Here is a 26176-nt window from a genome sequence, read left to right as displayed (position 1 = left end):
GGGCAGCGACAGCGTATCGCATCGAGTGCGGTGCGCCAAAAACTGTGCCGGACCGGGGGTTGGGGCCGGTCCGGCCGCGGTTGTCAGCCGAGGGGGAGGGGGGTGGCGTTGCGGGCGGCGAGCATGGTGGTCATCAGCTGCGATTCGCCCTCTTGGGTTTTCGACATCGTGGCGGCCAGGGTGCGGACCGCGGTGGTGTCGGCGTGCTCGGCGGCGTAGTCGAGCATCGGGACGCCGCCCTGGTGATGGCGCAGCATCAGTTGCAGGAACATCGTGTCCAGTGCGGGGCCGGTGGATCGGCGCAGCGCGGTCATCTCCTCCTGGCTCGCCATGCCGGGCATGGACTGCATCGGGCCCGACATCGCCGGCTCGGCGGTGGAACCACCGTGGTGGCCGGTGCTGCCGTGGTCGTCGCTCATCCAGCCCATGTAGCCGTCGACGTTCTGGTTGGACTCGCCCCACAGCTGCAACCACGCCTGCATGCGGCCGATCTGGTTCTGCTGGGTGGTCAGGATGTCGTAGGCGAGGCGACGCACATCGTTGTCGGTGGAGGCGATCAGGGCCACTCCGGCCATGTCGACGGCCTGCGCGTGATGCGCCGACATGTCCTGACTGAAACCGATGTCGACCGCGCTCGGCTCCGGTTCGGCGTTCTTCTCCAGCGGCATCCGCAACAACACACCCGCCACCGCGCCGAGCAGCAGCAGACCGATCGCGCCGAGAACGAGCACCGCCCCGGCCGGGCGACGCGCGCTCGACTCGGGCGCGGTGTCGTCGGGTTCGACCGCGCTCTCGTCCGCGCTCACTACTGACCCGCGGGCAGGCCGCCCGGCATCGGGATGTTCGGCAGGCCGGGGATGCCCGAGCCCGTGCCGCCGCCACCGAGTTCGGTCTGGTCCTGCGTCAGGCCCTTGCCGTCCATCGGGACCGCTTCGGGACCGTAGGGCGAGGAGTCGAACGGCGGCGGGTTGTTCGCGTCGAAGATCGGGTTCGAGCAGCTCGCGCCGACCTCGGGGTAGGCGTAGGGATTCTCACGCAGGGCGGAGATGAACTGCTTGATCCGCGCGTCGTCGGCGTTGTCCAGCTTGAGCTGGTGGCCCCACGACTGCAGCGAGACCGCCGAGTCCAGACCCGGGTACGGCGACATCAGCGAGTACTGACGGCCCTTGACGAAGTTCGACAGCTTCTCGACACCGGCCGCGTCGACCTTGTCGGGGTTGTAGGCGATCCAGACCGCGCCGTGCTCGAGCGAGTGCACCGCGTTCTCCATGCGGATCGGCTTGGCGTACACGGTGCCCGTGCAGTTCGCCCACGCGCCGTCGTGCGGGCCACCGAAGGCTGGGGCCTTGTCATAGGCCACGCGCTGGCTGGCGGTCACGTGCAGACCGGCCGGGTACTCCGACTTCACGACGCCGTCGATCTTCGCCGACGGGTCCTGGTTCTCCTTGGAGGGGACCCATTCCTTGAGGTCGGTCTGGGCCTCGCGGATCGCGGCCTGGTCCATGTACTTGGGCACCAGGCTGTAGGCCAGCAGCCCGATCAGCGCGACGATGGCGACGCCCGCGCCGAGCAGCACCCATGGGGTGTCGCGCTTCTTGCCCGGAAGGTTGCCCTTGCGGGTCTTGCGGGACGGAGACGACTTCCCCGCGGCCCGCACGGCCTTGGCTGATGTGGCGCTGGTCCTGCTAGGCATCGCTCGTTGTGCTCTTTCGACGTGTGGATCGGTGGGTTCGTGGCGGGCGGTCGTGGTTGCAAGGGGCCCAGCCAATAGGATAGAGACTCGTGACTCCAGCTGACCTTGCAGATCTCCTTCGTACCACCGCGGCGAAGGTGCTTGTCGAACGCGGACTGGACTCGTCGGTCCTGCCCGAGCAGGTCACAGTGGAGCGTCCGCGCAACCCCGAACACGGCGACTATGCCACGAATGTAGCGATGCAGGTGGCCAAGCGGGTCGGAACCAACCCCCGCGAGCTGGCAGGCTGGCTCGCCGAGGCGCTGTCGGCCACCGAGGGGATCGATGTGGCCGAGATCGCCGGGCCCGGCTTCCTGAACATCCGTCTCGCCGCTTCGGCGCAGGGCGTCATCGTCAGCCAGATCCTGACCGCGGGGCAGATCTACGGCACCGGGTCCGCGCTGGCAGGCACCAAGATCAACCTCGAGTTCGTCTCCGCGAACCCGACCGGTCCGGTGCACCTCGGCGGTACCCGCTGGGCCGCCGTCGGTGACGCGCTGGGTCGCATCCTGGCCGCTCAGGGCGCCGATGTGACGCGGGAGTACTACTTCAACGACCACGGCGCGCAGATCGACCGCTTCGCGAAGTCGCTGGTCGCCTCCGCACTGGGCGAACCGACCCCGGAGGACGGGTACGCGGGCGAGTACATCGCCGAGATCAGCGCGGGCATCGTCGCCGCGCATCCCGATGTGCTCACCCTGCCCGCCGACGAGCGGCACGAGGTGTTCCGCAGCGAGGGCGTGCAGCAGATGTTCGCCCAGATCCGCGCGGATCTGCACGAGTTCGGCACCGATTTCGACGTGTACTTCAACGAGAGCGAACTGTTCGCCTCCGGCGCCGTCGAACAGGCCGTCGAGCAGCTGAAGAACTCGGGCAACCTGTACGAGAAGGACGGCGCCTGGTGGATCGCCAGCACCGAATACGGCGACGACAAGGACCGCGTGGTCCTCAAGAGCGACGGCAACGCCGCCTACATCGCCGGTGACATCGCCTACTTCCAGAACAAGCGTGGCCGCGGCTTCGACCTGGCCATCTACATGCTGGGCGCCGACCACCACGGCTACATCGGCCGGTTGAAGGCCGCCGCCGCCGCGTTCGGCGACAACCCCGACACCGTCGAGGTGCTGATCGGGCAGATGGTGAACCTGGTGCGCGACGGCGTCGCCGTGAAGATGAGCAAGCGTGCGGGCACCGTGGTGACTCTCAACGACCTGGTCGAACAGATCGGCGTCGACGCCTCGCGCTACTCGCTGGTGCGTTCCTCGGTGAACTCGAGCATCGACATCGACCTGGACCTGTGGACCAAGGCGAGCAGCGAGAACCCGGTCTACTACGTCCAGTACGCGCACTCGCGGACCAACAGCATCATCGGTAATGCCGCGAAGTACCCCGAATTCGCTTCTGTCGAACCGGATTTCGCGCTGATGACCTCCGGTCGCGAAGGCGATCTGATCCGCACCCTCGGCGACTTCCCGCGCGTGGTCGCGACCGCCGCCGATACCCGCGAACCGCATCGCATCGCCCGCTACCTCGAAGAACTGGCCGGTGTGTACCACCCGTTCCAGTCCGACGACGACATGCGCGTGCTGCCCAAGGGCGACGACGCCGTCACCCCGCTCAACGCGGCTCGCCTCGAACTGGTCAAGGCGACCCGTCAGGTGCTGGCCAACGGCCTTGCCCTGCTCGGCGTGAGCGCACCGGAGCGCATGTGAACACCGGCAAGTTTTTCAGGAAGGACGCACTGCGATGAGTGCACACCCGGCCGGTCCCCGGCACGCAGAGATCCCGCACGCGCCGAGTCTGGCCGAGCGCCCGACCGATCCGAGGGAGATGATCGACCTCCCCGACAACGTCTGGCCGCGCAATGCCTCGCGCGGTGACGACGGTGTGGTCGCGCTGGCGGGCGTGCCCGTCACCCAGCTCGCCGAGCAGTACGGCACGCCGCTGTTCGTGATCGACGAGGACGACTTCCGCTCGCGCTGCCGCGACATGGTCGCCGCGTTCGGGCCGAACGCCCGCGTGCACTACGCGTCCAAGGCGTTCCTGTGTGGCGAGATCGCGCGCTGGATCCGTGACGAGGGCCTTTCCCTCGACGTGTGCTCCGGCGGCGAGCTCGCGGTGGCGCTGAACGCCGGTTTCCCGGCCGAGCGCATCGCGCTGCACGGCAACAACAAGTCGGTGCCCGAGCTCGAAGCGGCCGTCACGGCCGGTGTGGGGCACGTGGTCGTCGACTCGCTCTATGAGATCGAGCGGCTCGAAGCGGTCGCCGGTGCGGCGGGCGTGGTGCAGGACGTGCTGGTCCGCGTGACCGTCGGCGTCGAGGCACACACCCACGAGTACATCTCCACCGCGCACGAGGACCAGAAGTTCGGCTTCTCGATCGCGGGCGGCGACGCCATGGAAGCCCTCGCGCGCGTCTTCGAGGCCGACAACCTGCGTCTGGTCGGTCTGCACAGCCACATCGGCTCGCAGATCTTCGAACTCGACGGTTTCGAGATCGCCGCGCGCCGCATGCTCGGCCTGCTGCGCGAGGCCATCGACAAGTTCGGCATCGACCGCACCGCCCAGATCTCGACCCTGGATCTCGGCGGTGGTCTCGGCATTTCGTACCTGCCGAGCGACAACCCGCCGCCGCTGGGTGAATTCGCCACCAACCTGCGCGCTCTGGTCGCGGCCGAGGCCGCCCGTGCCGGGTTGCCCGAGCCGACCATCGCCGTGGAACCGGGTCGCGCGATCGCGGGTCCCGGCACCGTCACCCTGTACGAGGTCGGCACCATCAAGGATGTCGAACTCGACGGTGGCGCGCGCCGTCGCTACGTCAGTGTGGACGGCGGGATGAGCGACAATATCCGCCCCGCGCTGTACCAGGCCGACTACGATTGCCGTCTGGTCTCGCGCTCCTCGGACGCCCATGCGGTCGTCGCGCGCGTGGTCGGAAAGCATTGCGAGAGTGGCGATATCGTCATTCGTGACACGTGGATGCCCGCCGATGCGGCCCCCGGTGACCTGGTGGCCGTGGCGGCGACCGGTGCGTACTGCTACTCGATGTCGAGCCGCTACAACCTGCTCACCCGGCCCGCCGTGGTCGCGGTGCGTGACGGTGCGGCGCGACTGATTCTGCGCCGGGAAACGGTGGCGGACCTGCTCAGCCTGGAGGTGGAAGAATGAACGGCACCAATGACGCGGGACGTCCGCTCGGCGTAGCCGTGCTCGGGATGGGCACTGTCGGCACCGAGGTGGTTCGCGTGCTGCGCGATCACGCCGATGACCTGCGTTCGCGCGTCGGAGCGCCGCTCGTGCTGCGCGGTGTCGCGGTGCGCGACATCGGCAAGGACCGCGGTCTGCCCGCCGAGTTGCTCACCACCGACGCCTCCGCGCTCGTCGCTCGCGACGACGTCGACCTGGTCGTCGAGGTCATGGGCGGCATCGACCCCGCCCGCAAGCTGATCGGCGACGCGCTCAACGCGGGCAAGTCCGTCGTCACCGCCAACAAGGCGCTGCTGGCCGACTACACCGGCGAACTCGCCGCCGCCGCCGAGGGCAGCCGCGCCGACCTGTACTTCGAGGCCGCCGTCGCCGGTGCGATCCCGGTGGTCCGGCCGCTGATCCAGTCGCTGTCGGGTGACCGGGTGAACAAGGTCGTCGGCATCGTCAACGGCACCACCAACTTCATCCTCTCCGCGATGGACGAGACCGGCGCGGCCTACGACGACGTGCTCGCCGAGGCCACCGCGCTCGGCTACGCCGAGGCCGACCCCACCGCCGACGTCGAGGGCTACGACGCTGCCGCCAAGGCCGCGATCCTGGCCTCGCTGGCGTTCCACACCCGGGTGACCGCGGCCGATGTCTATCGCGAGGGCATCTCCAAGATCACCGCCGAAGACCTCGAGACCGCGTCGGCAGTCGGCTGCACGGTCAAGCTGCTCGCCATCTGCGAGCGTGTCTCGGCCGGTCCGGGCGAGCCGACGCTGGAAGAGGGCGGCAAGGATCGCGTCTCGGTGCGCGTCTACCCGGCGCTCATCCCGCGCAAGCACCCGCTGGCCTCGGTGAACGGCGCGTTCAACGCCGTCGTCGTGGAAGCCGACAACGCCGGTCGCCTGATGTTCTACGGGCAGGGCGCCGGTGGCGCCCCCACCGCGTCGGCCGTGCTCGGTGACCTGGTGATGGCCGCGCGTAACAAGTTCTACGGTGGTCGTGCGCCCGGCGAATCGGTCTATGCTGAGCTGCCGATCGCGCCGATCGGCGACACCCCCACCCGCTACCACGTGAACCTGCAGGTGGAGGACCGTCCCGGCGTGCTCGCCGCGGTCGCCGACACCTTCGCCCAGCACGGGGTGAGCATCTCGACCGTGCGTCAGCAGGGCCACGGCGACGGCGCCCGGCTCGTGGTCGTCACCCACCATGCGGTGGAGTCGTCGCTGGCAGATACTGTCGCCGTATTGGCGGACATGGAATCCGTCACCGCTGTGACCAGCGTTCTCAGATTGGAAGGCACCGAAGAATGACGAACGGCATCGCCCCCCAGACCGGCGTGCACTCGCGCTGGCCCGGTCTGATCGCTGCCTACCGCGACCGCTTGGCCGGCGCGGCCGACTGGGAGCCGGTGACCCTGTTCGAGGGCGGTACCCCGCTGGTCCCCGCGCCGCACCTGTCCGCGCTCACCGGGTGCGAGGTGTATCTCAAGGTCGAGGGTGCCAACCCGACCGGTTCGTTCAAGGACCGCGGCATGACCATGGCGATGACCGACGCCAAGTACCGCGGCCAGAAGGCCGTGCTGTGCGCGTCGACCGGCAACACCTCGGCCTCGGCCGCGGCGTACGCCACCCGGGCGGGCATGGAATGCGCCGTGCTGATCCCGCAGGGCAAGATCGCGATGGGCAAGCTGGCCCAGGCCGTGATGCTCGGCGCCAAGATCATCCAGGTCGAGGGCAACTTCGACGACTGCCTCGAGCTCGCGCGCAAGGTGACCGCGGAGTTCCCGCAGGTCGGCCTCGTGAACTCGGTGAACCCGGCGCGTATCGAAGGCCAGAAGACCGCCTCGTTCGAGATCTGCGATGTACTCGGCAAGGCGCCCGATGTGCACGTGCTGCCGGTCGGCAACGCGGGCAACATCACCGCCTACTGGCGTGGATACCGCGAGTACTACGCCGACGGCATCACCTCGGTGCTGCCGCGCATGCTCGGTGTACAGGCCGCCGGTGCCGCGCCGCTGGTCAACGGTGCGCCGGTGAAGGACCCGGAGACCATCGCGACCGCCATCCGGATCGGCGCCCCGGCGTCGTGGAACGGTGCGATGGAAGCCAAGGAGCAGTCCGGTGGCGCGTTCCGCGCGGCCACCGACGATGAGATCCTGGCCGCCTACCGCCTCGTCGCCGCGAAAGAGGGCGTCTTCGTGGAGCCCGCCTCGGCCGCGAGCGTGGCCGGTCTGCTGGCCGCGCGCAAGGAAGGCTGGCTGGATTCGGGCCTGACCGTCGTGTGCACCGTGACCGGCAATGGTCTCAAGGACCCCGACAACGCGCTGGCCGGAATGCCGGAGGTCAAGCCGATCGCGGTCGACCCGGTCGCTATCGCCCGCGAACTCGAGCTGGCCTGAGTTGACCGCACCCGAGCCAACGCTGATGACAGCGACGCTGCCCGCCGGTCTCGAAGTGACCGTGCGTGTTCCCGCCTCGACGGCCAATCTCGGTCCCGGATTCGATTGTCTCGGAATGGCATTGGGCATCTACGACGAAATTGTGGTGCGCACTACCGAGTCGGGACTGGGCATCCGCGTCGAGGGTGAAGGCGCCGACGACGTGCCTTGGGGCCCAACACATCTGGTGGTCCGCGCGATCGAGCGTGGACTGGAATCGATGGGTGTGTGGGCCGACGGTCTCGACGTGGTGTGCCGCAACGTGATTCCGCACTCGCGTGGGCTGGGTTCCAGCGCGTCGGCCGTGGTCGGCGGGCTGGCCGCGGGCGCCGGGCTGGCCGCGAAGTTCGATCCCGCGCTGCGCATGGACGACGACCGGCTGGTGCAGCTGGCCTCCGAGTTCGAAGGCCACCCCGACAATGCCGCTGCCAGCGTGCTCGGGGCAATCGTGGTGTCGTGGACCGAAACCGATGCCGCGCAGACCCGCGCCTACCGGGCCGTGCGGCTCACCCCGGCATCGGCCCTTCGTCCGGTGGTGCTGATCCCACAGGAACGCTCCTCCACGGCGCACACCCGCGGGCTGCTGCCCGAGCAGGTGCCCCACGGTGACGCGGCGTTCAACGTCAGCCGGGCGGCGCTGGCCGTTGTCGCGCTGACCGAACGTCCCGATCTGCTGATGTCGGCCACCGCCGACCGGTTGCACCAGACCCAGCGTGCCCCCGCGCTACCGCTCACCACGAAGTGGATCGAGCTGTTGCGCGCCGCGGGTATCGCGGCGACCGTCTCGGGCGCCGGCCCGACCGTGCTTGCCCTGACCACCGAAGAATTCCCCGATGACCTGCGCAAACAGGCCGAATCGGACGGTCTGCGCGTGGTCGAACCCGGCATTGCCGACGGGGTATCGATCGACTGACGGCGTGCCTGCCTTGCCGTTGTTCGCAATAGGCAGCTATTCTGAGCAAGTCCGTACATCGTGCGCATCAGACGCCGGTGCTTCATCAGGGCAATCGCTCCCCTCACCACTGTCTTCTGGTGGCGAAGGCCTCCGGTCCTCCCGCGGCGGGTAGTACGGCACAGGCGTCGAACATGGACGCATAATCCGAGCTCGGCATATATTGCCGGGTCTACGGAACGGAACCCTCGAATCAGCACACGGCATTCGAGGGAAGGAAAGGACTTCCGTGACAGAAACGGACCTGCTCGCGACACCCGGGGTGGATTCCAACCCTACGAACTCGGGCAGCCGCGAAAGTGAATCCGGACAGATTTCGAAAATGAGCGAACAAACCGACGTCGCACGATCGGGGCTGACTGGAATGCTGTTGCCGCAGTTGCGCGCACTGGCGGGGGAGCTCGGTATCCGAGGTACCTCCGGAATGCGTAAGGGCGATCTCATCGCCGCTATCAAGGAAAATCAATCCGGAGCGCCCGCCAAGGGGGACAAGCCCGCCGCCGCGCCCGTCGCGAACGACGCGCCCGCGAAGAACGAAGCGCCTGCCAAGAACGAAGCGCCCGTCAAGAACGAAGCGCCCGCGAAGGTGGAGAAGTCCGCCAAGGCCGACAAGCAGGCCGCGCCCGTCGAGAAGCAGGCTCCCGTCGAGGTCAAGGCCCCCGAGGCCAAGACCGTCGAGGTTCCGGCCGAGCAGGCCGCGACCGAGCAGGTCAAGACCGACGCCCCCGCCGACGCAGGCGAGGATTCCGGTCGCGACGGCGGTCAGCGTGGCCGCGGTCGGCAGCGTCGTGGACGTGACCAGGCCCGTTCCGGTGGTGGCGACAATGCTCCCGCCGAGAACCGCGCCCCGGCCGAGAACCGCGCTGAGGAGACCAAGCAGGCCGACAAGGCCGAGGGTGGCGATCAGGGCGAGCGTCGCCGCGAGCGTGGCGACCGCAACGGCGCCGAGCGTGGCGAGCGCACCGGTGGCGACCGCAACGGCAACGACCGTGGCGAGCGCACCGGTGGCGACCGTAATCAGAACGAGCGCAACCAGAACCAGAGCCAGAACGGCAACAGCGGCGGCAATCGCGGACCCCGCGACGACCGCGGTGGTGACGACGAGGAAGGCGGCCGCGGTCGCCGGGGTCGTCGATTCCGCGAGCGTCGTCGTGGTCGTGACCGCGATGGTGGTCCCGCCGGTGGCGGCCAGTCCGAGGCGCGCGACTACGACATTCGCGAAGACGATGTGCTCCAGCCGGTCGCGGGCATCCTCGATGTCCTCGACAACTACGCGTTCGTGCGGACCTCCGGCTACCTCGCCGGCCCCAACGACGTGTACGTGTCGATGAACCTGGTGCGCAAGAACGGCCTGCGCCGCGGTGACGCGATCACCGGTGCGGTGCGCGCCCCGCGCGACGGCGAGCAGAACAACCAGCGGCAGAAGTTCGACCCGCTGGTTCGCCTGGACACCGTGAACGGTGGCGAGCTCGAAGCGGCGCGTCGTCGGCCGGACTTCCAGAAGCTCACCCCGCTGTACCCGAACGAGCGGCTGCGCCTGGAAACCGCGCAGAACAAGCTCACCACGCGCGTGATCGACCTGATCATGCCGATCGGTAAGGGCCAGCGTGCGCTGATCGTGTCTCCGCCCAAGGCGGGTAAGACCACGATCATGCAGGACATCGCGAACGCGATCGCGATCAACAACCCCGAGTGCTACCTCATGGTTGTCCTGGTCGACGAACGTCCCGAAGAGGTCACCGATATGCAGCGTTCGGTGAAGGGTGAGGTCATCGCCTCCACCTTCGACCGCCCGCCGGGTGACCACACCTCCGTCGCCGAGCTCGCCATCGAGCGTGCCAAGCGTCTGGTGGAAATGGGCAAAGACGTTGTGGTGCTGCTCGATTCGATCACTCGATTGGGCCGTGCGTACAACAACTCCTCGCCTGCCTCGGGCCGCATCCTCTCCGGTGGTGTCGACTCGACCGCGCTGTACCCGCCGAAGCGTTTCCTCGGCGCGGCCCGCAACATCGAGAACGGTGGCTCGCTCACCATCATCGCCACGGCGATGGTGGAGACCGGTTCCACCGGCGACACGGTGATCTTCGAAGAGTTCAAGGGCACCGGCAACGCCGAGCTCAAGCTCGACCGCAAGATCGCCGAGCGGCGCGTGTTCCCCGCGGTGGACATCAACCCGTCGAGCACCCGCCACGACGAGCTGCTGCTCTCGCCCGACGAGATGGCTGTGGTGCACAAGCTGCGGCGCGTGCTGTCGGGTCTGGACTCGCACCAGGCGATCGATCTGCTGATGGATCGTCTGCGCAAGTCCAAGAACAACCTCGAGTTCTTGATGACGGTCTCCAAGACCGCACCGAGCGCTCTCGACGAGTGATCGTCTAGAACCACCGGCAAGGGCCTCGCTTCGGCGGGGCCCTTGCTCGTTCTCGGCCGAGAACGCGCGGCGCCGGCCGCAATATCACAGGGAACAAAGCGGAGGTGGGGGGTGTTCTGGGAGGGTGCGGTCTGCTCTGGCATACTGGACAACTGTGTGTCTGCGAGTTCGCAGACATCCCGCCTAGTCGGTTCCGGTTCACGTACTCCACTCCATGGGGCTACGACCCGGCGACCATTATCGAGAGGACGCCCATGAAGGCAGGAATCCACCCCACGTATGTCGAGACCACCGTTGTGTGTGGTTGCGGCAACACCTTCCAGACTCGCTCCACCAAGGAGTCCGGCCAGATCTCGGTCGAGGTCTGCTCGCAGTGCCACCCGTTCTACACGGGCAAGCAGAAGATCCTCGACACCGGCGGCCGCGTGGCTCGCTTCGAGGCTCGCTACGGCAAGCGCGCAGGTGCCAAGAAGGCCGAAGACGCCTCCTAGTTACCTCTCCCGACGCCCGGTACTGCATCAGCAGGCCGGGCGTCGGTGGTTTCTCTGCCCGAGGTCATCGCTTTCCCACACATAAGGAACTCTCTGTGACGCAGCCGTCCGCTATCGACGACATCCTGGCCGAGTACGCCGGCCTGGAGATGCAGCTCGCCGATCCGTCGTTGCACAACGACGCGGGTGCGGCGCGACGGGTGGGTAAGCGGTTCGCCGAGCTGGCACCGGTGATGAGCACCTATCGCAAGCTCGAGACCGTGCGCGACGATCTGGAAGCCGCCCGTGAGCTGGCCTCCGACGACGCCTCGTTCGCCGCGGAGGTGCCGGGGCTGGAGACACAGCTGGTGGAGCTGGAACAGGCTCTCGCTGACTTGCTCGCCCCGCGCGACCCGCACGACGGGGACGACGTGGTGCTCGAGGTGAAGTCCGGCGAGGGCGGCGAGGAATCGGCACTGTTCGCCGCCGATCTGGCGCGCATGTACATCCGGTACGCCGAGCGGCACGGCTGGAAGGTGGAGACGCTCGATGTCACCTATTCCGACCTGGGCGGATACAAGGACGCGACGCTGTCGATCAAGAGCAAGGACGCCGCGCGCGACGGGGTGTGGTCGCGATTCAAGTTCGAGGGCGGGGTGCACCGGGTGCAGCGCGTGCCGGTGACCGAATCGCAGGGCCGCATTCACACCTCGGCCGCGGGCGTGCTGATCTACCCCGAGCCCGACGAGGTCGAGCAGGTGCAGATCGACGAGACCGACCTGCGCATCGACGTCTACCGGTCCTCCGGCAAGGGCGGCCAGGGCGTCAACACCACCGACTCCGCGGTGCGCATCACCCACCTGCCCTCGGGCATCGTGGTGACCTGCCAGAACGAACGCTCCCAGCTGCAGAACAAGGCGCGCGCCATGCAGGTGCTCGCCGCCCGGCTGCAGGCGCTGGCCGAGGAACAGGCCGACCAGGAAGCCGCGGCCGGTCGCGCCAGCCAGATCCGCACGGTCGACCGCTCCGAGCGGATCCGCACCTACAACTTCCCGGAGAACCGGATCGCCGATCACCGCATCGGGTTCAAATCGCACAATCTCGACGCCGTCCTCGATGGCGATCTGGACCCGCTGCTCGACGCGCTCGGCAAGGCCGACCGCGACGCGCGAATGGCTGCCGAGTAACCGGCATGAGCAGTCGACTCCCCGCACCGGCGGCCCCACGGGACACCGACGTGGACCGCTCGGCCGGGGCGGTCGCAGGCCTCATCACGCCCGCCACGGCCACGCCGAGGTCGCTCGGATGAACGATCGACGCGAGCAGCGGCCGACCTGCGAGCGCGCCATGATGGACCGGACGGATCGATGACCGAGCGGGTGCGGTTGCGGCCGCTGATCGTCGAAGCCGCCGCCCGGCTGGCCGAGGCCGGCGTCGGTTCGCCGATGCCGGACGCGGAGAACCTGGCGGCCCATGTGCTCGGTACCGAGCACATGCGGCTGGCGATGATCCCGTTGGTCGAGCCCGAGGTCGCCGATCGGTACCGCGCGGTGATCGAGCGGCGGGCCTCTCGAATTCCCTTGCAGCACTTGACCGGAACGGCCGCGATGGGTGAGATCGACCTCGCGGTGGGCCCCGGGGTGTTCGTCCCGCGCCCGGAGACCGAACTGCTGTTCGCGTGGGCGCTGGCCTACCTGGAGACCCTTCCGCACGACCACACGCCGATCGTCGTTGACCTGTGCACCGGCTCGGGCGCACTGGCGCTGGCCATCGCGCACGCCCGCCCGGACGCCGAGGTCCACGCCGTCGAACTCGACCCCGCCGCCCTCGCCTGGGCCCGTCGTAACGCCGACACCCGTATCGCCGGGGGCGACACCCCGATCACCCTGCACGCCGACGACGTCACCGACCCGGCCCTGCTCACCCCGCTGACGGGCCGCGTCGACCTGGTCGTCGCCAACCCGCCCTACATCCCCGACGCCGCGATCCTCGACCCCGAGGTCGCCGACCACGACCCCCACCGCGCCCTCTTCGGGGGCCCGGACGGCCTCGACGTCATCCGGGCGATGATCCCCACCATCGCCCGACTCCTGAACTCCGGCGGCGCCACCGGCATCGAACACGACGACACCAATGGCGGGGGAGTGGCGGCGCTACTGGCGGCAGCCGATTTCACCGACGTCGTCGAACACGTCGACCTGGCCGACAAGCCCCGCTTCGTGGTCGCCCGGCGCCCTGACCGTCCCTGATCGCAGGCGAATCCGGCGTGGCCTGGGTCGGCCTCGATCGCCGTCGATTCCGATGATGGTGTGAGTGGCCTCGGTGGCCCGGCACGAGTTCGCATCTGCGCGCGTGAGACCCGGTTCAGCGTAGCCCCGCCGACGACCGGCAAACTCTGGACGATTGCCCAATTGCCGGGCTGACGCCGCGACTCGGTCGGCGAACGGTCAACCAGCACACTCTGAGCATCAGGCGCCCGGTCATGCCCAAAAGTCCCCCGGCACTGCGGCCTCAGCCTGGGAGTTAGACTCTTGCGCGCACCAACGACCGGAAAAAATTCGCGGAGAGGCGACAGACGCTGTGAGTACCGTCTATGACTGTGCCGAAGCTGATTCGCGTGCGGCGGGCATCACCGCCGCGACCAGCGCTCTGAAGTCCGGTCGGTTGGTCGTGATGCCTACCGACACGCTCTACGGCATCGCCGCCGACGCGTTCGATTCCGCCGCGGTGAGCGATCTGCTGGCCGCCAAGCGCCGTGGACGCGATATGCCGGTGCCGGTGCTCGTCGGGTCGTGGCACACCATCGACGGCCTGGTGTTCTCGGTGCGGCCGCAGGCGCGGGACTTGATTCGCGCGTTCTGGCCCGGTGCGCTGAGTCTTGTCGTGCAGGCCGCGCCTTCGCTCGCGTGGGATCTCGGTGATACCCGTGGCACGGTGATGTTGCGGATGCCGTTGCATCCCGTGGCGCTCGAATTGTTGCGTGAGGTCGGGCCGCTGGCGGTGTCGAGCGCCAACGTGTCGGGGCAGCCGCCCGCGACCACCGCCGCGCAGGCGCGCGAGCAGTTGGGGTCGCTGGCGAGCGTGTATCTCGACGGCGGCCCGGCCGAACACGCTGTGGCCTCGACGATCGTCGATCTCACCGCGGATCAGCCGCGGGTGTTGCGGGAAGGTGCTGTGTCGGTGGCCGATATCGCGGAGGTGCTCGGGATGGTGCCGGAAGCCCTGATCAGCTCCGCACAGCGGTGATCGCACGCCGCTGATGAGCTCAGTCGTTCCCCTGCGCGAGCTATTGCTCGTGCTGCTCGTCTCCGCCACGGTGACTTTCCTGGCCACCGGAGGCGTGCGGGTGCTCGCCATCGCGTTCGGCGCCGTGGCGGTGCCACGTGAGCGTGATGTGCACGTGAAGCCGGTCCCGCGGATGGGTGGTGTCGGCATGTATGTCGGCGTCGTCGCCGCGGTGTTGTTCGCGCACCAATTGCCCGCGCTGCGAAGAGGTTTCGACTACGCCCCGGATATCCCGGCGGTGCTGGTCGCCGCGACGATCATCGTGCTGGTCGGCATCGTCGACGACCGGTGGGGATTGGACGCGCTCACCAAATTCGTCGGTCAGATCACCGCCGCGGGCGTGATGGCCGTGATGGGCCTGAGCTGGTACGTGATCTACAACCCCTTCAACGACACCACCGTTGTGCTCGACGCGTTGCAGGGCGGCCTGGTCACCGTCGGCATCACCGTCACCCTGGTGAACGCGATGAACTTCGTCGACGGTTTGGACGGCCTCGCCGCCGGTCTCGGTTTGATCTGCGCGAGTGCGGTTTTCGTGTTCTCCATCGGTTTGCTCTACGACCAGGGCGGTTCGGTCGACACCTATCCGCCCGCGTTGCTGGCCGCCGCGCTGGCCGGTGCCTGCCTCGGATTTCTGCCGCACAATTTCTCGCCCGCCCGAATATTCATGGGCGATACCGGCTCGATGATGATCGGTTTGATCCTGGCCGCGGTATCCACCGGCGCCTCCGGGCGAATTCCACTCCAGGGTTACGGACCGCGCGACATTGTCGGTTTGCTGTCGCCGATCTTGCTGGTCGGGGCGGTGATGTTCATTCCGGTGCTCGACCTGTTGCTGGCGATCGTGCGCCGGGTGCGCGCCGGCGTGAGTTTCTCCACACCGGACAAAATGCATCTGCACCACCGATTGCTCCAGATCGGGCATTCGCACCGTCGCGTGGTCTTGCTGATCTATTTATGGGTCGGTGTTCTCGCGTTCGGCGCGGTGGGAACTTCGCTGATGGATAGACGCCTTGTTGTCCTGCTGGTGGCAGGCGGATTGGTGTTCGCGCTGGTAGTGACCGCGATCCCGTCTGTGCGCAGGTCGGAGTCGACGCAGCACTGAGTTCGGCCCGCAAGGTAAAGTTCGGGCCGTGAGCTTTACACCCGAAACCGTGCCAGGCCCTGACGCCCCTCTGCGCGCCGCGCTGCGCTACGGCCTGATCGGCCTCGGCGTGCTCGTCGTCGTCTCGGTGGCGATCGCCTCCGCGGTGGCCGGGATGCCCGGTCTGTGGGGGGCGCTGCTCGGCGCCGCGATCGGTGGTGGGTTCATCCTCACCACGGTCGTCGCGGTGCTGCTCGGCGCGAAGCTGCCGCCGACCATGGCAGGCGCGGTGATGCTGGTCAGCTGGGTCGGCAAGTTGCTGGTGGCGCTGCTGGTGATCGTGGTGCTCAAGCAGTTCGACTTCTACAGCGGGCCCGCACTGTTCTTTACGGTGGTAGGAGCCCTGCTGATCGTCCTCGGTGCGGAGACGTACGGCGTTGTGAGCCAGAAGGTTCCGTACGTCACGACACGCGCGGGAGACAGCGAAACGGCTTCCGAGCAGGAATAATCCCACCCAGCTACACACTGTCGTAGATAGCTTGGTAAAGTGTTGGTAAGCAAGCACCCAAGCTAGAGGCCCGGCCCGACAAACTCGGGGCTATGCCTCGAGTTACCAGGGGGGATCATCGGGATCCCACCCGGTGCCGCTATGCTTACTGCCGATCCGGGTGGAATGTGCCCGGTTGAAGCATGTCGACGATGTCGCCGACGCCCGAACAGAAGCCGATACGGGTTATACCGTACGAGCCGCTGTCGAATTTCGAGCCGACCAGAGTCGACCCCATTGATCGTCAATGTCCGATCGAACCGCGGGAATGACAGTCGTACCTGCGGCCCGAACACGGGAGAGAACGCTGAGCGTCATCACTTTGGCGGCGGGCGAGTTTCACGCGCCATCGCTGTCCGACTTCTACCCTCCAGCAGTGCTGTTCGCGGGGACGCCGTTCGAACTCGATCGCCTGATGCTGGTCCGGCTGCTGATGACCGCCGTATTGGTGGCCGTCTTCGTGCTGGCATTCCGCTCGCCGAAGATCGTGCCACGCGGCCTGCAGAACGTGATGGAAGCCGGTGTGGTTTTCGTCAAGGAGCAGATCGCCGACGAGGTTCTCGGTAAGGAAACCGGCAAGAAGTTCCTCCCGCTCATCGCGACGATCTTCTTCACGGTTCTGTTCCTGAACTTCTCCGGTGTGATTCCCGGATTGAACATCTCGTCGAATGCGCGCATCGGCATGCCGCTGGTGCTGGCCGCGATCGTCTATATCGCGTACAACTACGTCGGTATCCGGAAGTACGGGTTCTTCTCCTACATCCGCCACAGCATCGTCGTCCCCGACGTGCCGGTCGCGCTGCACGTGCTGCTGATCCCGATCGAGTTCATCTCGACCTTCATCCTGCGCCCGTTCACGCTCACCGTGCGTCTCATGGCCAACATGCTGGCCGGCCACATCATGCTGGTGCTGTTCTTCAGCGCGACCTGGTTCTTCCTGTTCGACGCCGCCGCGTGGATGAAGGTCTTCTCGCCGTTCTCGCTGCTGGCCGGCATCGGCTTCACGCTCTTCGAGCTGCTGGTGATCTTCCTGCAGGCCTACGTTTTCGCGCTGCTGGCCGCCGTGTACATCGGCCAGTCGCAGCACGCTGCCGACCACTGACCTGACTGACCAACGACCGGAAACCTGCTACACACGCCGACCGGCGGGTGAGCAACAGAAAGGGAAAGATTCATGAGCCTCGCTTACCTGGCCCAGGAAGCCGCGACCACCGAGAGCACCTTCAAGGGCTTCGGCGCCATCGGCTACGGTCTGGCCGCGATCGGCCCCGGCATCGGCGTGGGTATCGTCGTCGGTAAGGCCATCGAGGGCATCGCTCGTCAGCCCGAGCTGTCCGGCCAGATCCGCACCACCATGTTCCTCGGCATCGCGTTCACCGAGGCCCTGGCGCTGATCGGCCTCGTCGCCGGCTTCATCTTCTGATTCCGATGCGCGAACTCATCACGCTCGCAGCTGAGGGTGGAGAGGATGTGAATCCTCTCGTTCCCGAAACGTACGACATCGTCTGGTCGATCGTCTGCGTCGTCATCATCGGCGTGCTCTTCTGGAAATACGTGATCCCGCGTGTGACCAAGACACTCGAAGAGCGCACAGACAAGATCGAAGGCGGTATCGCCAGGGCCGAAGCAGCCCAGGCCGAGGCACAGCACACGCTGGAGCAGTACCAGCAGCAGCTTGCCGACGCCCGGCTCGAGGCCGCGCGCATCCGCGAGGAAGCACGCACCCAGGGTCAGCAGATCCTCGCGCAGATGCGCACGGATGCCCAGGCCGAAAGCGACCGTATCGTCGCCGCCGGTCATTCCCAGCTGGAAGCCCAGCGCCAGCAGATCCTGACGGAGCTGCGTTCCGAGGTCGGCCGTACGGCCGTCGACCTGGCCGAGAAGATCATCGGTCAGTCGGTTTCGGACGAAGCCAAGCAGGCGGCGTCGATCGACAAGTTCCTCAGTGAACTCGACGACACCGACGCCATCGGGGTCGGAAGGTAGCGACGCGAAAGTGAGAAGCATGTACGCAGCGAGCCGCGAGGCCAGTACCCGGTCTCGCGAGGCGCTTCGGGTCGCTCTGACCGGAAGCGAAACTGTTGCGGCCACAACGGGGTCGGAACTGTTCGCCGTTGTCGCCGTGCTGGACGACCAGCGTTCGCTGCGTGTGGCGCTCGCGGACGCCTCGGTGCCGGGTTCGGCGCGCGCTGAACTCAGTGAGCGGGTCTTCGGCGGCAAGGTCAGCATTGCCACGCAGGCAGTGCTGACCACCGCGGTGGCGCAGGACTGGTCACGCACCCGCGACCTGGTCGACACCCTGGTGCTGCTCGGGCAGGAGGCTCTGCTGGAGTCTGCCGCCGTCGGTGGCCGACAGGACGCGGTGGAGGACGAGCTGTTCCGGCTCGGACGCATCATCGCCGACAACCCGAAGCTGGAGCAGGCACTGTCCGATCAGGGAAAGCCCGCCTCGGCGCGGCGCGAACTGGTCGAGCGGCTGCTCAACGGCAAGGTCGAGCCGGTCACCCTGGCGCTGGCCGAGCAGGCGGTGACCCGCCTGCGGACCAACAACATCGGCGTCGCCTTCGACGCCCTGTCCGATCTGGCGGCGGCCCGTCGTGACCAGATCGTCGCCCACGTGAACTCGGCGGTCGAGCTGAACGATCAGCAGAAGGAGAAGCTGTCGGCTTCCCTGCGGCGGATCTACGGCAAGGCGGTCACCGTGCACGTGCAGGTCGACCCGACGCTGCTGAGCGGCGTCGTCGTCCGCGTCGGAGACGACGTGATCGACGGCAGCGCCACCGGCCGACTGGAGAAGCTGCGTCGGGCTCTGTCGTAATCGACAAGGCCCAGACTCCACTTCCCCCATCCCCGACATTCGAGACCACAGCGAGAGCAGGAACAACATGGCGGAGCTGACGATCTCCTCCGACGAGATCCGTAGCGCGATCGAGAGCTACACCCAGAGCTACACCCCGGAAACCTCCATCGAAGAAGTCGGCATCGTGACCGATACCGGCGACGGTATCGCGCACGTCAGCGGCCTGCCTTCGGCGATGGCCAACGAGCTGCTCGAGTTCCCCGGCGGGGTTCTCGGCGTCGCGCTGAACCTCGAGGACACCAACATCGGTGCCGTCATCCTCGGCGAGTACGCCTCGCTCGAGGAGGGCCAGCAGGTCCGTCGCACCGGCGACGTGCTCTCCGTCCCCGTGGGTGACAAGTTCCTCGGTCGCGTCGTCAACCCGCTCGGCCAGCCGATCGACGGCCTGGGCGAGATCGAGGCCGACGAGCGCCGCGTGCTGGAGCTGCAGGCCGCGTCTGTGCTGGAACGTCAGCCGGTCGAGGAGCCGCTGGCCACCGGCATCACCGCGATCGACGCGCTGACCGCCATCGGTCGCGGCCAGCGTCAGCTGATCATCGGCGACCGCAAGACGGGCAAGACCGCCGTCGCGATCGACGCGATCCTGAACCAGAAGGCGAACTGGGAGACCGGCGACGCCGACAAGCAGGTTCGCTGCATCTACGTCGCGATCGGCCAGAAGGGCTCCACCATCGCGGGCGTCAAGACCGCGCTCGAGGAGCACGGCGCGATGGAGTACACCACCATCGTCGCGGCCCCGGCCTCCGATTCCGCCGGCTTCAAGTGGCTGGCTCCGTACACCGGTTCGGCCATCGGCCAGCACTGGATGTACCAGGGCAAGCACGTCCTCATCGTGTTCGACGACCTGACCAAGCAGGCCGAGGCGTACCGCGCCATCTCGCTGCTGCTGCGTCGTCCGCCGGGCCGCGAGGCGTACCCCGGTGACGTCTTCTACCTGCACTCCCGTCTGCTGGAGCGTTGCGCGAAGCTGTCCGACGAGATGGGCGCCGGCTCGATGACCGGTCTGCCGATCATCGAGACCAAGGCCAACGACGTCTCGGCGTTCATCCCGACCAACGTCATCTCCATCACCGACGGCCAGGTCTTCCTCGAGTCCGACCTGTTCAACAAGGGCGTCCGCCCGGCGATCAACGTCGGTACCTCGGTCTCCCGTGTCGGTGGCGCCGCCCAGACCAAGGCCATGAAGAAGGTCGCCGGTTCGCTGCGTCTGGAAATGGCGCAGTACCGCGAGCTGGAGGCGTTCTCCGCCTTCGCCTCCGACCTCGACGCCGCGTCGCTGGCGCAGCTCGAGCGTGGTGCCCGCTGGGTCGAGCTGCTCAAGCAGGACCAGTACTCCCCGGTCTCGGTCGAGGATCAGGTTGTCTCGATCTTCCTGGTCGACGCCGGTTACTACGAGTCGGTGCCCGTCGAAGACGTGCGTCGCTTCACCGCCGAGCTGCTCGAGTACCTGCACGGCGCGACCCAGAGCTCGTTCGACGCGCTCGAGGGTGGCAAGAAGCCGCTCGCCGGCGAGGCCGCCGACGCGATCAAGGCCGAGACCGACAAGTTCAAGCAGGGCTTCCTCGATTCGAACGGCAATCGCATCGTGAACGAGGCTGCCGCGGGCGAGCTGGACCACGAAGAGGTCGAGTCGCTGTCGGTCACCCGCAAGCACGTCGACAAGTAAGCCGGGTCATGATGTCGGCAATTTCCGATCTGGCGAATGAAGGGAGTGTGAACCGCTAGTGGCAAGTTTGCGCGAATTGCGCTCCCGCATTCGTGGTGTGAATTCGATCAAGAAGATCACCAAGGCTCAGGAACTGATCGCGACCTCGCGAATTTCCAAGGCCCAGGCCAGGGTTGCGGCTGCCAAGCCGTACGCCGAGGAGATCACCAAGGTCCTCGGCGAACTGGCGAGCGCTTCGAAGAACCTGTCGCACCCGCTGCTGACCGAGCGTCCCAACGCTCGTCGGGCCGCTGTCCTGGTGATCACCAGTGACAGCGGTATGTGCGGTGGCTACAACTCGAACGTGCTCAAGCGTGCCGAAGAGCTCATGACCACGCTGCGTGGCGACGGCAAGGAACCCGTTCTGTACGTGATGGGCAGCAAGGGCATCACGTACTACAAGTTCCGCAACCGTCCGTTCCAGGCGTCGTGGTTCGGCTTCTCCCAGCAGCCCAAGTACACCGATGCCTCGGCCGCGTGCCAGCACCTGGTCGAGGCCTTCATGGCCGGCTCCGACAGCGAGGTCCCCTCGCTCGACGGCACCGGAACCATCGAGGGTGTCGACGAGCTGCACATCGTGTACACCAAGTTCGTCTCGATGCTGACCCAGAACCCGGAGGTGCGCCGCCTGGCGCCGATCCAGGTCAGCTACGTCGACGAGAACTACGAGCTCGGTGACGACATCATGTCGGATTCGCCGAACGCGGTGGCCACGGCGCAGTACGAGTTCGAGCCGGACGCCGATGTGCTGCTCGGGGCTCTGCTGCCCAAGTACATCAACACGCGTATCTACGCATCGTTGCTCGAGGCAGCGGCATCCGAGTCCGCGGCTCGGCGCACCGCAATGAAGGCGGCGACCGATAACGCCAACGAGCTGGCCAATGTGCTCCAGCGCGAGGCGAACTCGGTGCGTCAGGCCCAGATCACGCAGGAAATCAGCGAAATCGTCGGCGGCGTCAATGCGCTGGCGTCGAGCTCGGACCGCGACTAAGAAGCGCAGGAAGAGAACCAATCTAATGACCGCAGCTGTCACTCAGGACAACGCGAAGAAGGCGGGCGAAACCGCTGGTCGCGTCGTCCGTGTCATCGGCCCCGTCGTGGACGTCGAGTTCCCGCGTGGCGCCATCCCCGAGCTGTTCAACGCTCTGAACTCCGACATCGAGCTCCCGTCGGTGGCCAAGACCCTCACCCTCGAGGTCGCTCAGCACCTCGGCGACAACATCGTGCGCACCATCTCGATGCAGCCGACCGACGGCCTGGTCCGGGGCGCGACCGTCACCGACACCGGCAAGCCGATCTCGGTGCCCGTCGGCGACATCGTCAAGGGCCACGTGTTCAACGCCCTCGGTGACTGCCTCGACACCCCCGGCCTCGGCCGGGACGGCGAGCAGTGGGGCATCCACCGTCAGCCGCCGAGCTTCGACCAGCTCGAGGGCAAGACCGAGATCCTCGAGACCGGCGTCAAGGTCATCGACCTGCTGACCCCGTACGTCAAGGGCGGCAAGATCGGTCTGTTCGGTGGTGCCGGTGTCGGCAAGACCGTGCTGATCCAGGAGATGATCACCCGTATCGCTCGCGAGTTCTCGGGCACCTCGGTGTTCGCGGGCGTCGGTGAGCGTACGCGTGAGGGCACCGACCTCCGTCTGGAAATGGAAGAGATGGGCGTCCTTCCGGACACCGCCCTCGTCTTCGGCCAGATGGACGAGCCGCCGGGCACGCGTATGCGCGTCGCCCTGTCGGCGCTGACCATGGCGGAGTACTTCCGCGATGTCCAGCACCAGGACGTGCTGCTCTTCATCGACAACATCTTCCGTTTCACCCAGGCCGGTTCCGAGGTCTCGACCCTGCTGGGTCGCATGCCTTCGGCCGTCGGTTACCAGCCCACGCTGGCGGACGAGATGGGTCAGCTCCAGGAGCGCATCACCTCGACCAAGGGTCGCTCGATCACCTCGCTGCAGGCGATCTACGTCCCCGCCGACGACTACACCGACCCGGCGCCGGCGACCACCTTCGCCCACCTGGATGCGACGACCGAGCTTTCGCGCCCGATCTCGCAGAAGGGCATCTACCCGGCCGTCGACCCGCTGACCTCGACCTCTCGTATCCTCGAGGCTTCGATCGTCGGCGAGCGCCACTTCCGGGTCGCCAACGAGGTCAAGCGGATCCTGCAGAAGTACAAGGAACTGCAGGACATCATCGCCATCCTCGGCATGGACGAGCTCTCCGAAGAGGACAAGGTCCTCGTCGGTCGCGCCCGTCGCCTGGAGAAGTTCCTCGGTCAGAACTTCATCGTCGCCGAGAAGTTCACCGGCCAGGTCGGCTCGGTCGTTCCGCTGGAGCAGACCATCGACGACTTCGACCGTGTCTGCAAGGGCGAGTTCGACCACTACCCGGAGCAGGCGTTCAACTCCTGCGGTGGTCTCGACGACGTCGAGGCAGCCGCGAAGAAGATCCTCGGGAAGTAGTCCACTATGGCGGAGATGACAGTTGATCTCGTAGCTGTCGAGCGCAAGATCTGGTCCGGCCAGGCTTCGTTCGTCAGCGCGCAGACCACCGAGGGTCAGATCGGCATCATGGCAGGCCACGAGCCGCTGCTCGGTCAGCTCGTCGAGGGCGGCACGGTTTCCATCGTGTCGACCGACGGCGAGCGGATCGTCGCGGCGGTGCACGGCGGCTTCTTCTCGGTCACCGCCGACACCGTGCGGGTGCTGGCCGAGTCCGCGGATCTCGCGGGCGAGGTCGACGTCGACGCGGCACGCAAGGTGCTGGCCGATGCGAGCGCCACCGAGGTGGAGCTGCGCGCGGCCCAGGGCCAGGTGCGTGCGGTCGAAGCGACCGTGACCGACTGATCGCAGTAGTACGACTCTCTGCCGGCGAGGAACTTCGGTTCCTCGCCGGCAGAGTTGTTTGCACCGCCTTTTCGTGGGGATAGACGATCCGGCCGGAGCACCGCGTAGTGGGCGTGATTGAATGTCTGGGCGGGGGTGTCTTTGACACCGGCTAGAGCGAAAGGGCGTACGGCATTGCAAACCGGGATGGTTCTCCTGATCATTCTGGTGCTGACGCTCGTGTTCGTAGCCGGTGCGTCGACCTATCGCCTGGTGATGTTGCGCCGCGGGGGTACGGCCGCGCTCCTACGTTCACTGCCCGCGCGCGGCGGCCAAGGCTGGCGGCACGGGCTCATTCGCTACGACGAGGATCGCCTCGTCTTCTTCAAATTGACCAGCCTGAAATTCGGACCCGACTCCACGGTGCATCGGCAGGGCCTCGAGATCGTGGAGCGCCGAGCGCCGCAGGGCGACGAATTCGACATCATGAGCGATGACATCGTGGTGGTAGCCGTCACCGATCCGCACAGCAAATTCGAGCTCGCGCTCGACCGCGGTTCGATGGCGGCTTTTCTGTCCTGGGTGGAGTCGCGACCGTCCGATCGCGCCCGCCGCACTCGTGGAGGCCCGTCGTGAGCGTGCATTTGACCCGGATCTATACCCGCACGGGCGATGACGGGACGACCGGTCTCAGCGATTTCTCCCGTGTCGCCAAGAACGATCCCCGGCTGATCGCCTACGCCGACTGCGACGAGGCCAATGCCGCACTCGGTGTCGCCGTCGCTCTCGGTGCGCCCGAACCCGCTGTGCTGACGGTGCTGCGCCAGATCCAGAACGATCTGTTCGACGCGGGCGCCGATCTGTCCACCCCGGTTGTCGCCGAACCGAAGTATCCGCCGCTGCGCATCACCCAGCCCTATATCGACCGGCTCGAGAAGTGGTGCGACGAGTTCAACGACGGTCTGGCACCGCTGAATTCGTTCATTCTGCCCGGCGGCACGCCGTTGGCTGCGTTGTTGCACACAGCCCGCACTGTGGTGCGGCGCGCCGAGCGATCCGCGTGGTCCGCTGTCGAAACGCACCCTGACGACACCAGTGTGCTGCCCGCGAAATATCTGAATCGACTCTCGGACCTGCTGTTCATCCTCAGCCGCGCGACCAATCCTTCCGGTGACGTGTTGTGGCAGCCCGGCGGCGGGCTACCACGCTGAAAGCGACTCTCCGACGCGGAGAATCGGTCGGTTTCTTGTTCTTTCGTGGCAGGGGGGCGTGTCGTCGCGTGACGGTCGATAAGCTGGCGTGGTGAGCGAACGGTTTCTGGTCTCCGGCGGCAATCGACTCGTCGGCGAGGTCGCGGTCGGCGGCGCGAAGAACAGCGTGCTGAAGCTGATGGCTGCCTCGTTGCTGGCCGAGGGCACGACCACCATCACCAACTGCCCGGACATCCTCGATGTCCCCTTGATGGCGGAGGTGCTGCGCGGCCTCGGCTGCGATGTGACGATCTCCGACGATGTCGGCGGCGACAACTCGGTGGTGACGATCGATACCCCCGCCGAGCCCAAGTACCACGCGGACTTCCCCGCGGTGACCCAGTTCCGCGCCTCGGTGTGTGTGCTCGGTCCGTTGATGGCGCGCTGTAAACGCGCCGTGGTGGCGCTGCCCGGTGGCGACGCGATCGGTTCGCGACCCCTTGACATGCACCAGGCGGGCCTACGCCTGCTCGGTGCGACCAGTGCGATCGAGCACGGTTGCGTCGTGGCGTCGGCCGAACAGTTGCAGGGCGCGCGGATCCGCCTCGACTTCCCGTCGGTGGGCGCGACCGAGAACATCCTGATGGCCGCGGTCCTGGCCGAGGGGGAGACGGTCATCGACAATGCGGCGCGCGAGCCCGACATCGTCGACCTGTGCACCATGCTCGTACAGATGGGTGCGCAGATCGATGGTGCCGGTTCCTCCGTGCTCACCGTGCAGGGCGTCAAGAGCCTCTCGCCCACCACACACCGGGTGATCGGCGACCGTATCGTCGCCGCCACCTGGGGGATCGCCGCCGCGATGACCACCGGCGATGTCCGGGTCACCGGCGTCAACCCCAAGCACCTGGCGCTGGTGCTGGACAAGCTGCGTTCGGCCGGCGCGCGAATCTCGTACGAGCCCAACGGTTTCCGGGTCGTGCAGGCCGAGCGTCCGCGCGCGGTGAACTTCGCGACGCTGCCGTTCCCCGGTTTCCCGACCGACCTGCAGCCGATGGCCATCGGCCTGGCCGCGATCGCGGACGGCACGTCGATGATCACCGAGAACGTCTTCGAGGCGCGGTTCCGTTTCGTGGAGGAGATGATCCGGCTCGGCTCCGACGCCCGGACCGACGGTCACCACGCGGTGGTCCGTGGAATCCCGCGGTTGTCGAGTGCGCCGGTCTGGTCCTCCGACATCCGCGCGGGTGCGGGCCTGGTGCTCGCCGGCCTCGTCGCTGATGGCGTCACCGAAGTGCACGACGTCTATCACATCGACCGCGGCTACCCCCGGTTCGTCGAGCAGATGCAGGCGCTCGGCGGACAGGTCGAACGGGTAGATGCGCCGAAATAGGGCCCCTGACCAGCCGATTTGACTTCGTGTTGGTCGGCACGTAACTTTATTCGAGTCAGAGCGACACGGACACCGACTCAGCCGCCCAGCGGCCGGGACACGAGGTAGGACGTTGAGCGCCTGACTG

25 protein-coding genes are annotated in these 26176 nt (G+C 67.0%); 23 read left to right on the top strand and 2 right to left on the bottom strand.

All coding sequences use genetic code 11. The features are described 5' to 3' along the window. Positions 1 to 83: 83 nt before the first annotated feature. Positions 84 to 806 carry a DUF305 domain-containing protein gene (locus ACWGCN_RS22285; protein WP_452453957.1) on the bottom strand — a complete coding sequence of 241 codons (723 nt, stop codon included), beginning with the start codon at positions 804 to 806 and terminating at the stop codon, positions 84 to 86. Then, positions 806 to 1693, bottom strand: a complete 888-nt coding sequence (locus ACWGCN_RS22280) for a DUF3105 domain-containing protein (protein WP_378996189.1) — start codon at positions 1691 to 1693, stop codon at positions 806 to 808. The genes ACWGCN_RS22285 and ACWGCN_RS22280 overlap by 1 nt, the downstream gene beginning before the upstream one ends. An 89-nt stretch (positions 1694 to 1782) precedes the next feature. Between ACWGCN_RS22280 and argS the strand changes: the two genes are divergently transcribed. The 23 genes from argS (at position 1783) to murA (ending at position 26049) form a co-directional block, all read left to right on the top strand. Further along, positions 1783 to 3444 carry an arginine--tRNA ligase gene (gene argS / locus ACWGCN_RS22275; RefSeq protein WP_379313086.1) on the top strand — a complete coding sequence of 554 codons (1662 nt, stop codon included), beginning with the start codon at positions 1783 to 1785 and terminating at the stop codon, positions 3442 to 3444. Positions 3445 to 3478: 34 nt separating this feature from the next. Beyond that, positions 3479 to 4900 carry a diaminopimelate decarboxylase gene (gene lysA, locus ACWGCN_RS22270; RefSeq protein ID WP_378996185.1) on the top strand — a complete coding sequence of 474 codons (1422 nt, stop codon included), beginning with the start codon at positions 3479 to 3481 and terminating at the stop codon, positions 4898 to 4900. Then, positions 4897 to 6237: a homoserine dehydrogenase gene (locus tag ACWGCN_RS22265; RefSeq protein WP_378996183.1), complete on the top strand. Its 1341-nt coding sequence runs from the start codon at positions 4897 to 4899 to the stop codon at positions 6235 to 6237. Before lysA ends, ACWGCN_RS22265 begins: the two co-directional genes overlap by 4 nt. Next, entirely contained in the window at positions 6234 to 7325 is a 1092-nt protein-coding gene (thrC, locus tag ACWGCN_RS22260) for a threonine synthase (RefSeq protein ID WP_378635756.1), read from the top strand. Before ACWGCN_RS22265 ends, thrC begins: the two co-directional genes overlap by 4 nt. 25 nt (positions 7326 to 7350) lie before the next feature. Further along, positions 7351 to 8277, top strand: coding sequence for a homoserine kinase (thrB, locus tag ACWGCN_RS22255; protein ID WP_452458375.1), 927 nt, complete (start codon positions 7351 to 7353; stop codon positions 8275 to 8277). 361 nt (positions 8278 to 8638) lie between these two features. After that, a complete protein-coding gene (rho, locus tag ACWGCN_RS22250) occupies positions 8639 to 10687 on the top strand; it encodes a transcription termination factor Rho (protein ID WP_452529089.1) in 2049 nt (682 codons plus the stop codon). A 254-nt stretch (positions 10688 to 10941) separates the two neighbouring features. Continuing rightward, on the top strand, positions 10942 to 11178 hold the full coding sequence (gene rpmE, locus ACWGCN_RS22245) for a 50S ribosomal protein L31 (RefSeq protein ID WP_067447685.1): 237 nt from the start codon (positions 10942 to 10944) through the stop codon (positions 11176 to 11178). 95 nt (positions 11179 to 11273) lie between these two features. After that, positions 11274 to 12344, top strand: a complete 1071-nt coding sequence (gene prfA / locus ACWGCN_RS22240) for a peptide chain release factor 1 (RefSeq protein WP_062984459.1) — start codon at positions 11274 to 11276, stop codon at positions 12342 to 12344. 180 nt (positions 12345 to 12524) lie between these two features. Further along, a complete protein-coding gene (prmC, locus tag ACWGCN_RS22235) occupies positions 12525 to 13406 on the top strand; it encodes a peptide chain release factor N(5)-glutamine methyltransferase (RefSeq protein WP_452460160.1) in 882 nt (293 codons plus the stop codon). 331 nt (positions 13407 to 13737) lie between these two features. Then, positions 13738 to 14403 (top strand): L-threonylcarbamoyladenylate synthase, encoded by a 666-nt coding sequence (locus ACWGCN_RS22230; protein WP_378996174.1) that lies wholly within the window; start codon positions 13738 to 13740, stop codon positions 14401 to 14403. Positions 14404 to 14416: 13 nt separating this feature from the next. Beyond that, on the top strand, positions 14417 to 15547 hold the full coding sequence (locus tag ACWGCN_RS22225; RefSeq protein WP_378996172.1) for an MraY family glycosyltransferase: 1131 nt from the start codon (positions 14417 to 14419) through the stop codon (positions 15545 to 15547). A 28-nt stretch (positions 15548 to 15575) separates the two neighbouring features. Then, complete coding sequence (locus ACWGCN_RS22220; protein WP_378996170.1) at positions 15576 to 16034, top strand: hypothetical protein; 459 nt, start codon at positions 15576 to 15578, stop codon at positions 16032 to 16034. Positions 16035 to 16320: 286 nt separating this feature from the next. After that, complete coding sequence (gene atpB / locus ACWGCN_RS22215; protein ID WP_378996168.1) at positions 16321 to 17175, top strand: F0F1 ATP synthase subunit A; 855 nt, start codon at positions 16321 to 16323, stop codon at positions 17173 to 17175. A 72-nt stretch (positions 17176 to 17247) separates the two neighbouring features. Beyond that, complete coding sequence (locus tag ACWGCN_RS22210; protein ID WP_056817903.1) at positions 17248 to 17496, top strand: ATP synthase F0 subunit C; 249 nt, start codon at positions 17248 to 17250, stop codon at positions 17494 to 17496. Positions 17497 to 17501: 5 nt separating this feature from the next. Beyond that, the gene (locus ACWGCN_RS22205; RefSeq protein WP_378996166.1) at positions 17502 to 18059 is read left to right on the top strand and encodes a F0F1 ATP synthase subunit B; all 558 of its coding nucleotides are present in this window, start codon (positions 17502 to 17504) and stop codon (positions 18057 to 18059) included. A gap of 19 nt (positions 18060 to 18078) precedes the next feature. Continuing rightward, positions 18079 to 18891 (top strand): F0F1 ATP synthase subunit delta, encoded by an 813-nt coding sequence (locus ACWGCN_RS22200; RefSeq protein ID WP_378996164.1) that lies wholly within the window; start codon positions 18079 to 18081, stop codon positions 18889 to 18891. A gap of 67 nt (positions 18892 to 18958) precedes the next feature. Next, positions 18959 to 20599, top strand: a complete 1641-nt coding sequence (atpA, locus tag ACWGCN_RS22195) for a F0F1 ATP synthase subunit alpha (RefSeq protein WP_378996162.1) — start codon at positions 18959 to 18961, stop codon at positions 20597 to 20599. A gap of 58 nt (positions 20600 to 20657) precedes the next feature. Continuing rightward, entirely contained in the window at positions 20658 to 21629 is a 972-nt protein-coding gene (locus ACWGCN_RS22190) for a F0F1 ATP synthase subunit gamma (protein ID WP_379314655.1), read from the top strand. A gap of 25 nt (positions 21630 to 21654) precedes the next feature. Next, positions 21655 to 23103, top strand: a complete 1449-nt coding sequence (gene atpD, locus ACWGCN_RS22185) for a F0F1 ATP synthase subunit beta (RefSeq protein WP_056817894.1) — start codon at positions 21655 to 21657, stop codon at positions 23101 to 23103. Between the two features lie 6 nt (positions 23104 to 23109). Further along, positions 23110 to 23487: a F0F1 ATP synthase subunit epsilon gene (locus ACWGCN_RS22180; protein WP_378963587.1), complete on the top strand. Its 378-nt coding sequence runs from the start codon at positions 23110 to 23112 to the stop codon at positions 23485 to 23487. 186 nt (positions 23488 to 23673) lie between these two features. Continuing rightward, positions 23674 to 24102: a DUF2550 domain-containing protein gene (locus ACWGCN_RS22175; protein ID WP_378639396.1), complete on the top strand. Its 429-nt coding sequence runs from the start codon at positions 23674 to 23676 to the stop codon at positions 24100 to 24102. Then, positions 24099 to 24677 carry a cob(I)yrinic acid a,c-diamide adenosyltransferase gene (locus ACWGCN_RS22170; RefSeq protein WP_062984468.1) on the top strand — a complete coding sequence of 193 codons (579 nt, stop codon included), beginning with the start codon at positions 24099 to 24101 and terminating at the stop codon, positions 24675 to 24677. The genes ACWGCN_RS22175 and ACWGCN_RS22170 overlap by 4 nt, the downstream gene beginning before the upstream one ends. 91 nt (positions 24678 to 24768) lie before the next feature. Further along, positions 24769 to 26049 (top strand): UDP-N-acetylglucosamine 1-carboxyvinyltransferase, encoded by a 1281-nt coding sequence (gene murA, locus ACWGCN_RS22165; RefSeq protein ID WP_056819138.1) that lies wholly within the window; start codon positions 24769 to 24771, stop codon positions 26047 to 26049. Positions 26050 to 26176: the final 127 nt, after the last annotated feature.

The sequence above is a fragment of the Nocardia sp. NPDC055050 genome, from assembly GCF_053608345.1.
This window is presented reverse-complemented; position numbering and strand designations above follow the sequence as displayed.

What these genes read in the sequence shown, in the direction of transcription:
- atpB (WP_378996168.1), top strand. Translation starts at nt 16,321, where the DNA reads ATGTCCGATCGAACCGCGGGAATGACAGTCGTACCTGCGGCCCGAACA.
- lysA (WP_378996185.1), top strand. Translation starts at nt 3,479, where the DNA reads ATGAGTGCACACCCGGCCGGTCCCCGGCACGCAGAGATCCCGCACGCG.
- atpD (WP_056817894.1), top strand. Translation starts at nt 21,655, where the DNA reads ATGACCGCAGCTGTCACTCAGGACAACGCGAAGAAGGCGGGCGAAACC.
- ACWGCN_RS22210 (WP_056817903.1), top strand. Translation starts at nt 17,248, where the DNA reads ATGAGCCTCGCTTACCTGGCCCAGGAAGCCGCGACCACCGAGAGCACC.
- ACWGCN_RS22265 (WP_378996183.1), top strand. Translation starts at nt 4,897, where the DNA reads ATGAACGGCACCAATGACGCGGGACGTCCGCTCGGCGTAGCCGTGCTC.
- ACWGCN_RS22200 (WP_378996164.1), top strand. Translation starts at nt 18,079, where the DNA reads ATGTACGCAGCGAGCCGCGAGGCCAGTACCCGGTCTCGCGAGGCGCTT.
- rpmE (WP_067447685.1), top strand. Translation starts at nt 10,942, where the DNA reads ATGAAGGCAGGAATCCACCCCACGTATGTCGAGACCACCGTTGTGTGT.
- ACWGCN_RS22180 (WP_378963587.1), top strand. Translation starts at nt 23,110, where the DNA reads ATGGCGGAGATGACAGTTGATCTCGTAGCTGTCGAGCGCAAGATCTGG.
- ACWGCN_RS22280 (WP_378996189.1), bottom strand. Translation starts at nt 1,693, where the DNA reads ATGCCTAGCAGGACCAGCGCCACATCAGCCAAGGCCGTGCGGGCCGCG.
- rho (WP_452529089.1), top strand. Translation starts at nt 8,639, where the DNA reads ATGAGCGAACAAACCGACGTCGCACGATCGGGGCTGACTGGAATGCTG.
- ACWGCN_RS22225 (WP_378996172.1), top strand. Translation starts at nt 14,417, where the DNA reads ATGAGCTCAGTCGTTCCCCTGCGCGAGCTATTGCTCGTGCTGCTCGTC.
- ACWGCN_RS22175 (WP_378639396.1), top strand. Translation starts at nt 23,674, where the DNA reads ATGGTTCTCCTGATCATTCTGGTGCTGACGCTCGTGTTCGTAGCCGGT.
- atpA (WP_378996162.1), top strand. Translation starts at nt 18,959, where the DNA reads ATGGCGGAGCTGACGATCTCCTCCGACGAGATCCGTAGCGCGATCGAG.
- thrC (WP_378635756.1), top strand. Translation starts at nt 6,234, where the DNA reads ATGACGAACGGCATCGCCCCCCAGACCGGCGTGCACTCGCGCTGGCCC.
- thrB (WP_452458375.1), top strand. Translation starts at nt 7,351, where the DNA reads ATGACAGCGACGCTGCCCGCCGGTCTCGAAGTGACCGTGCGTGTTCCC.
- ACWGCN_RS22205 (WP_378996166.1), top strand. Translation starts at nt 17,502, where the DNA reads ATGCGCGAACTCATCACGCTCGCAGCTGAGGGTGGAGAGGATGTGAAT.
- prmC (WP_452460160.1), top strand. Translation starts at nt 12,525, where the DNA reads ATGACCGAGCGGGTGCGGTTGCGGCCGCTGATCGTCGAAGCCGCCGCC.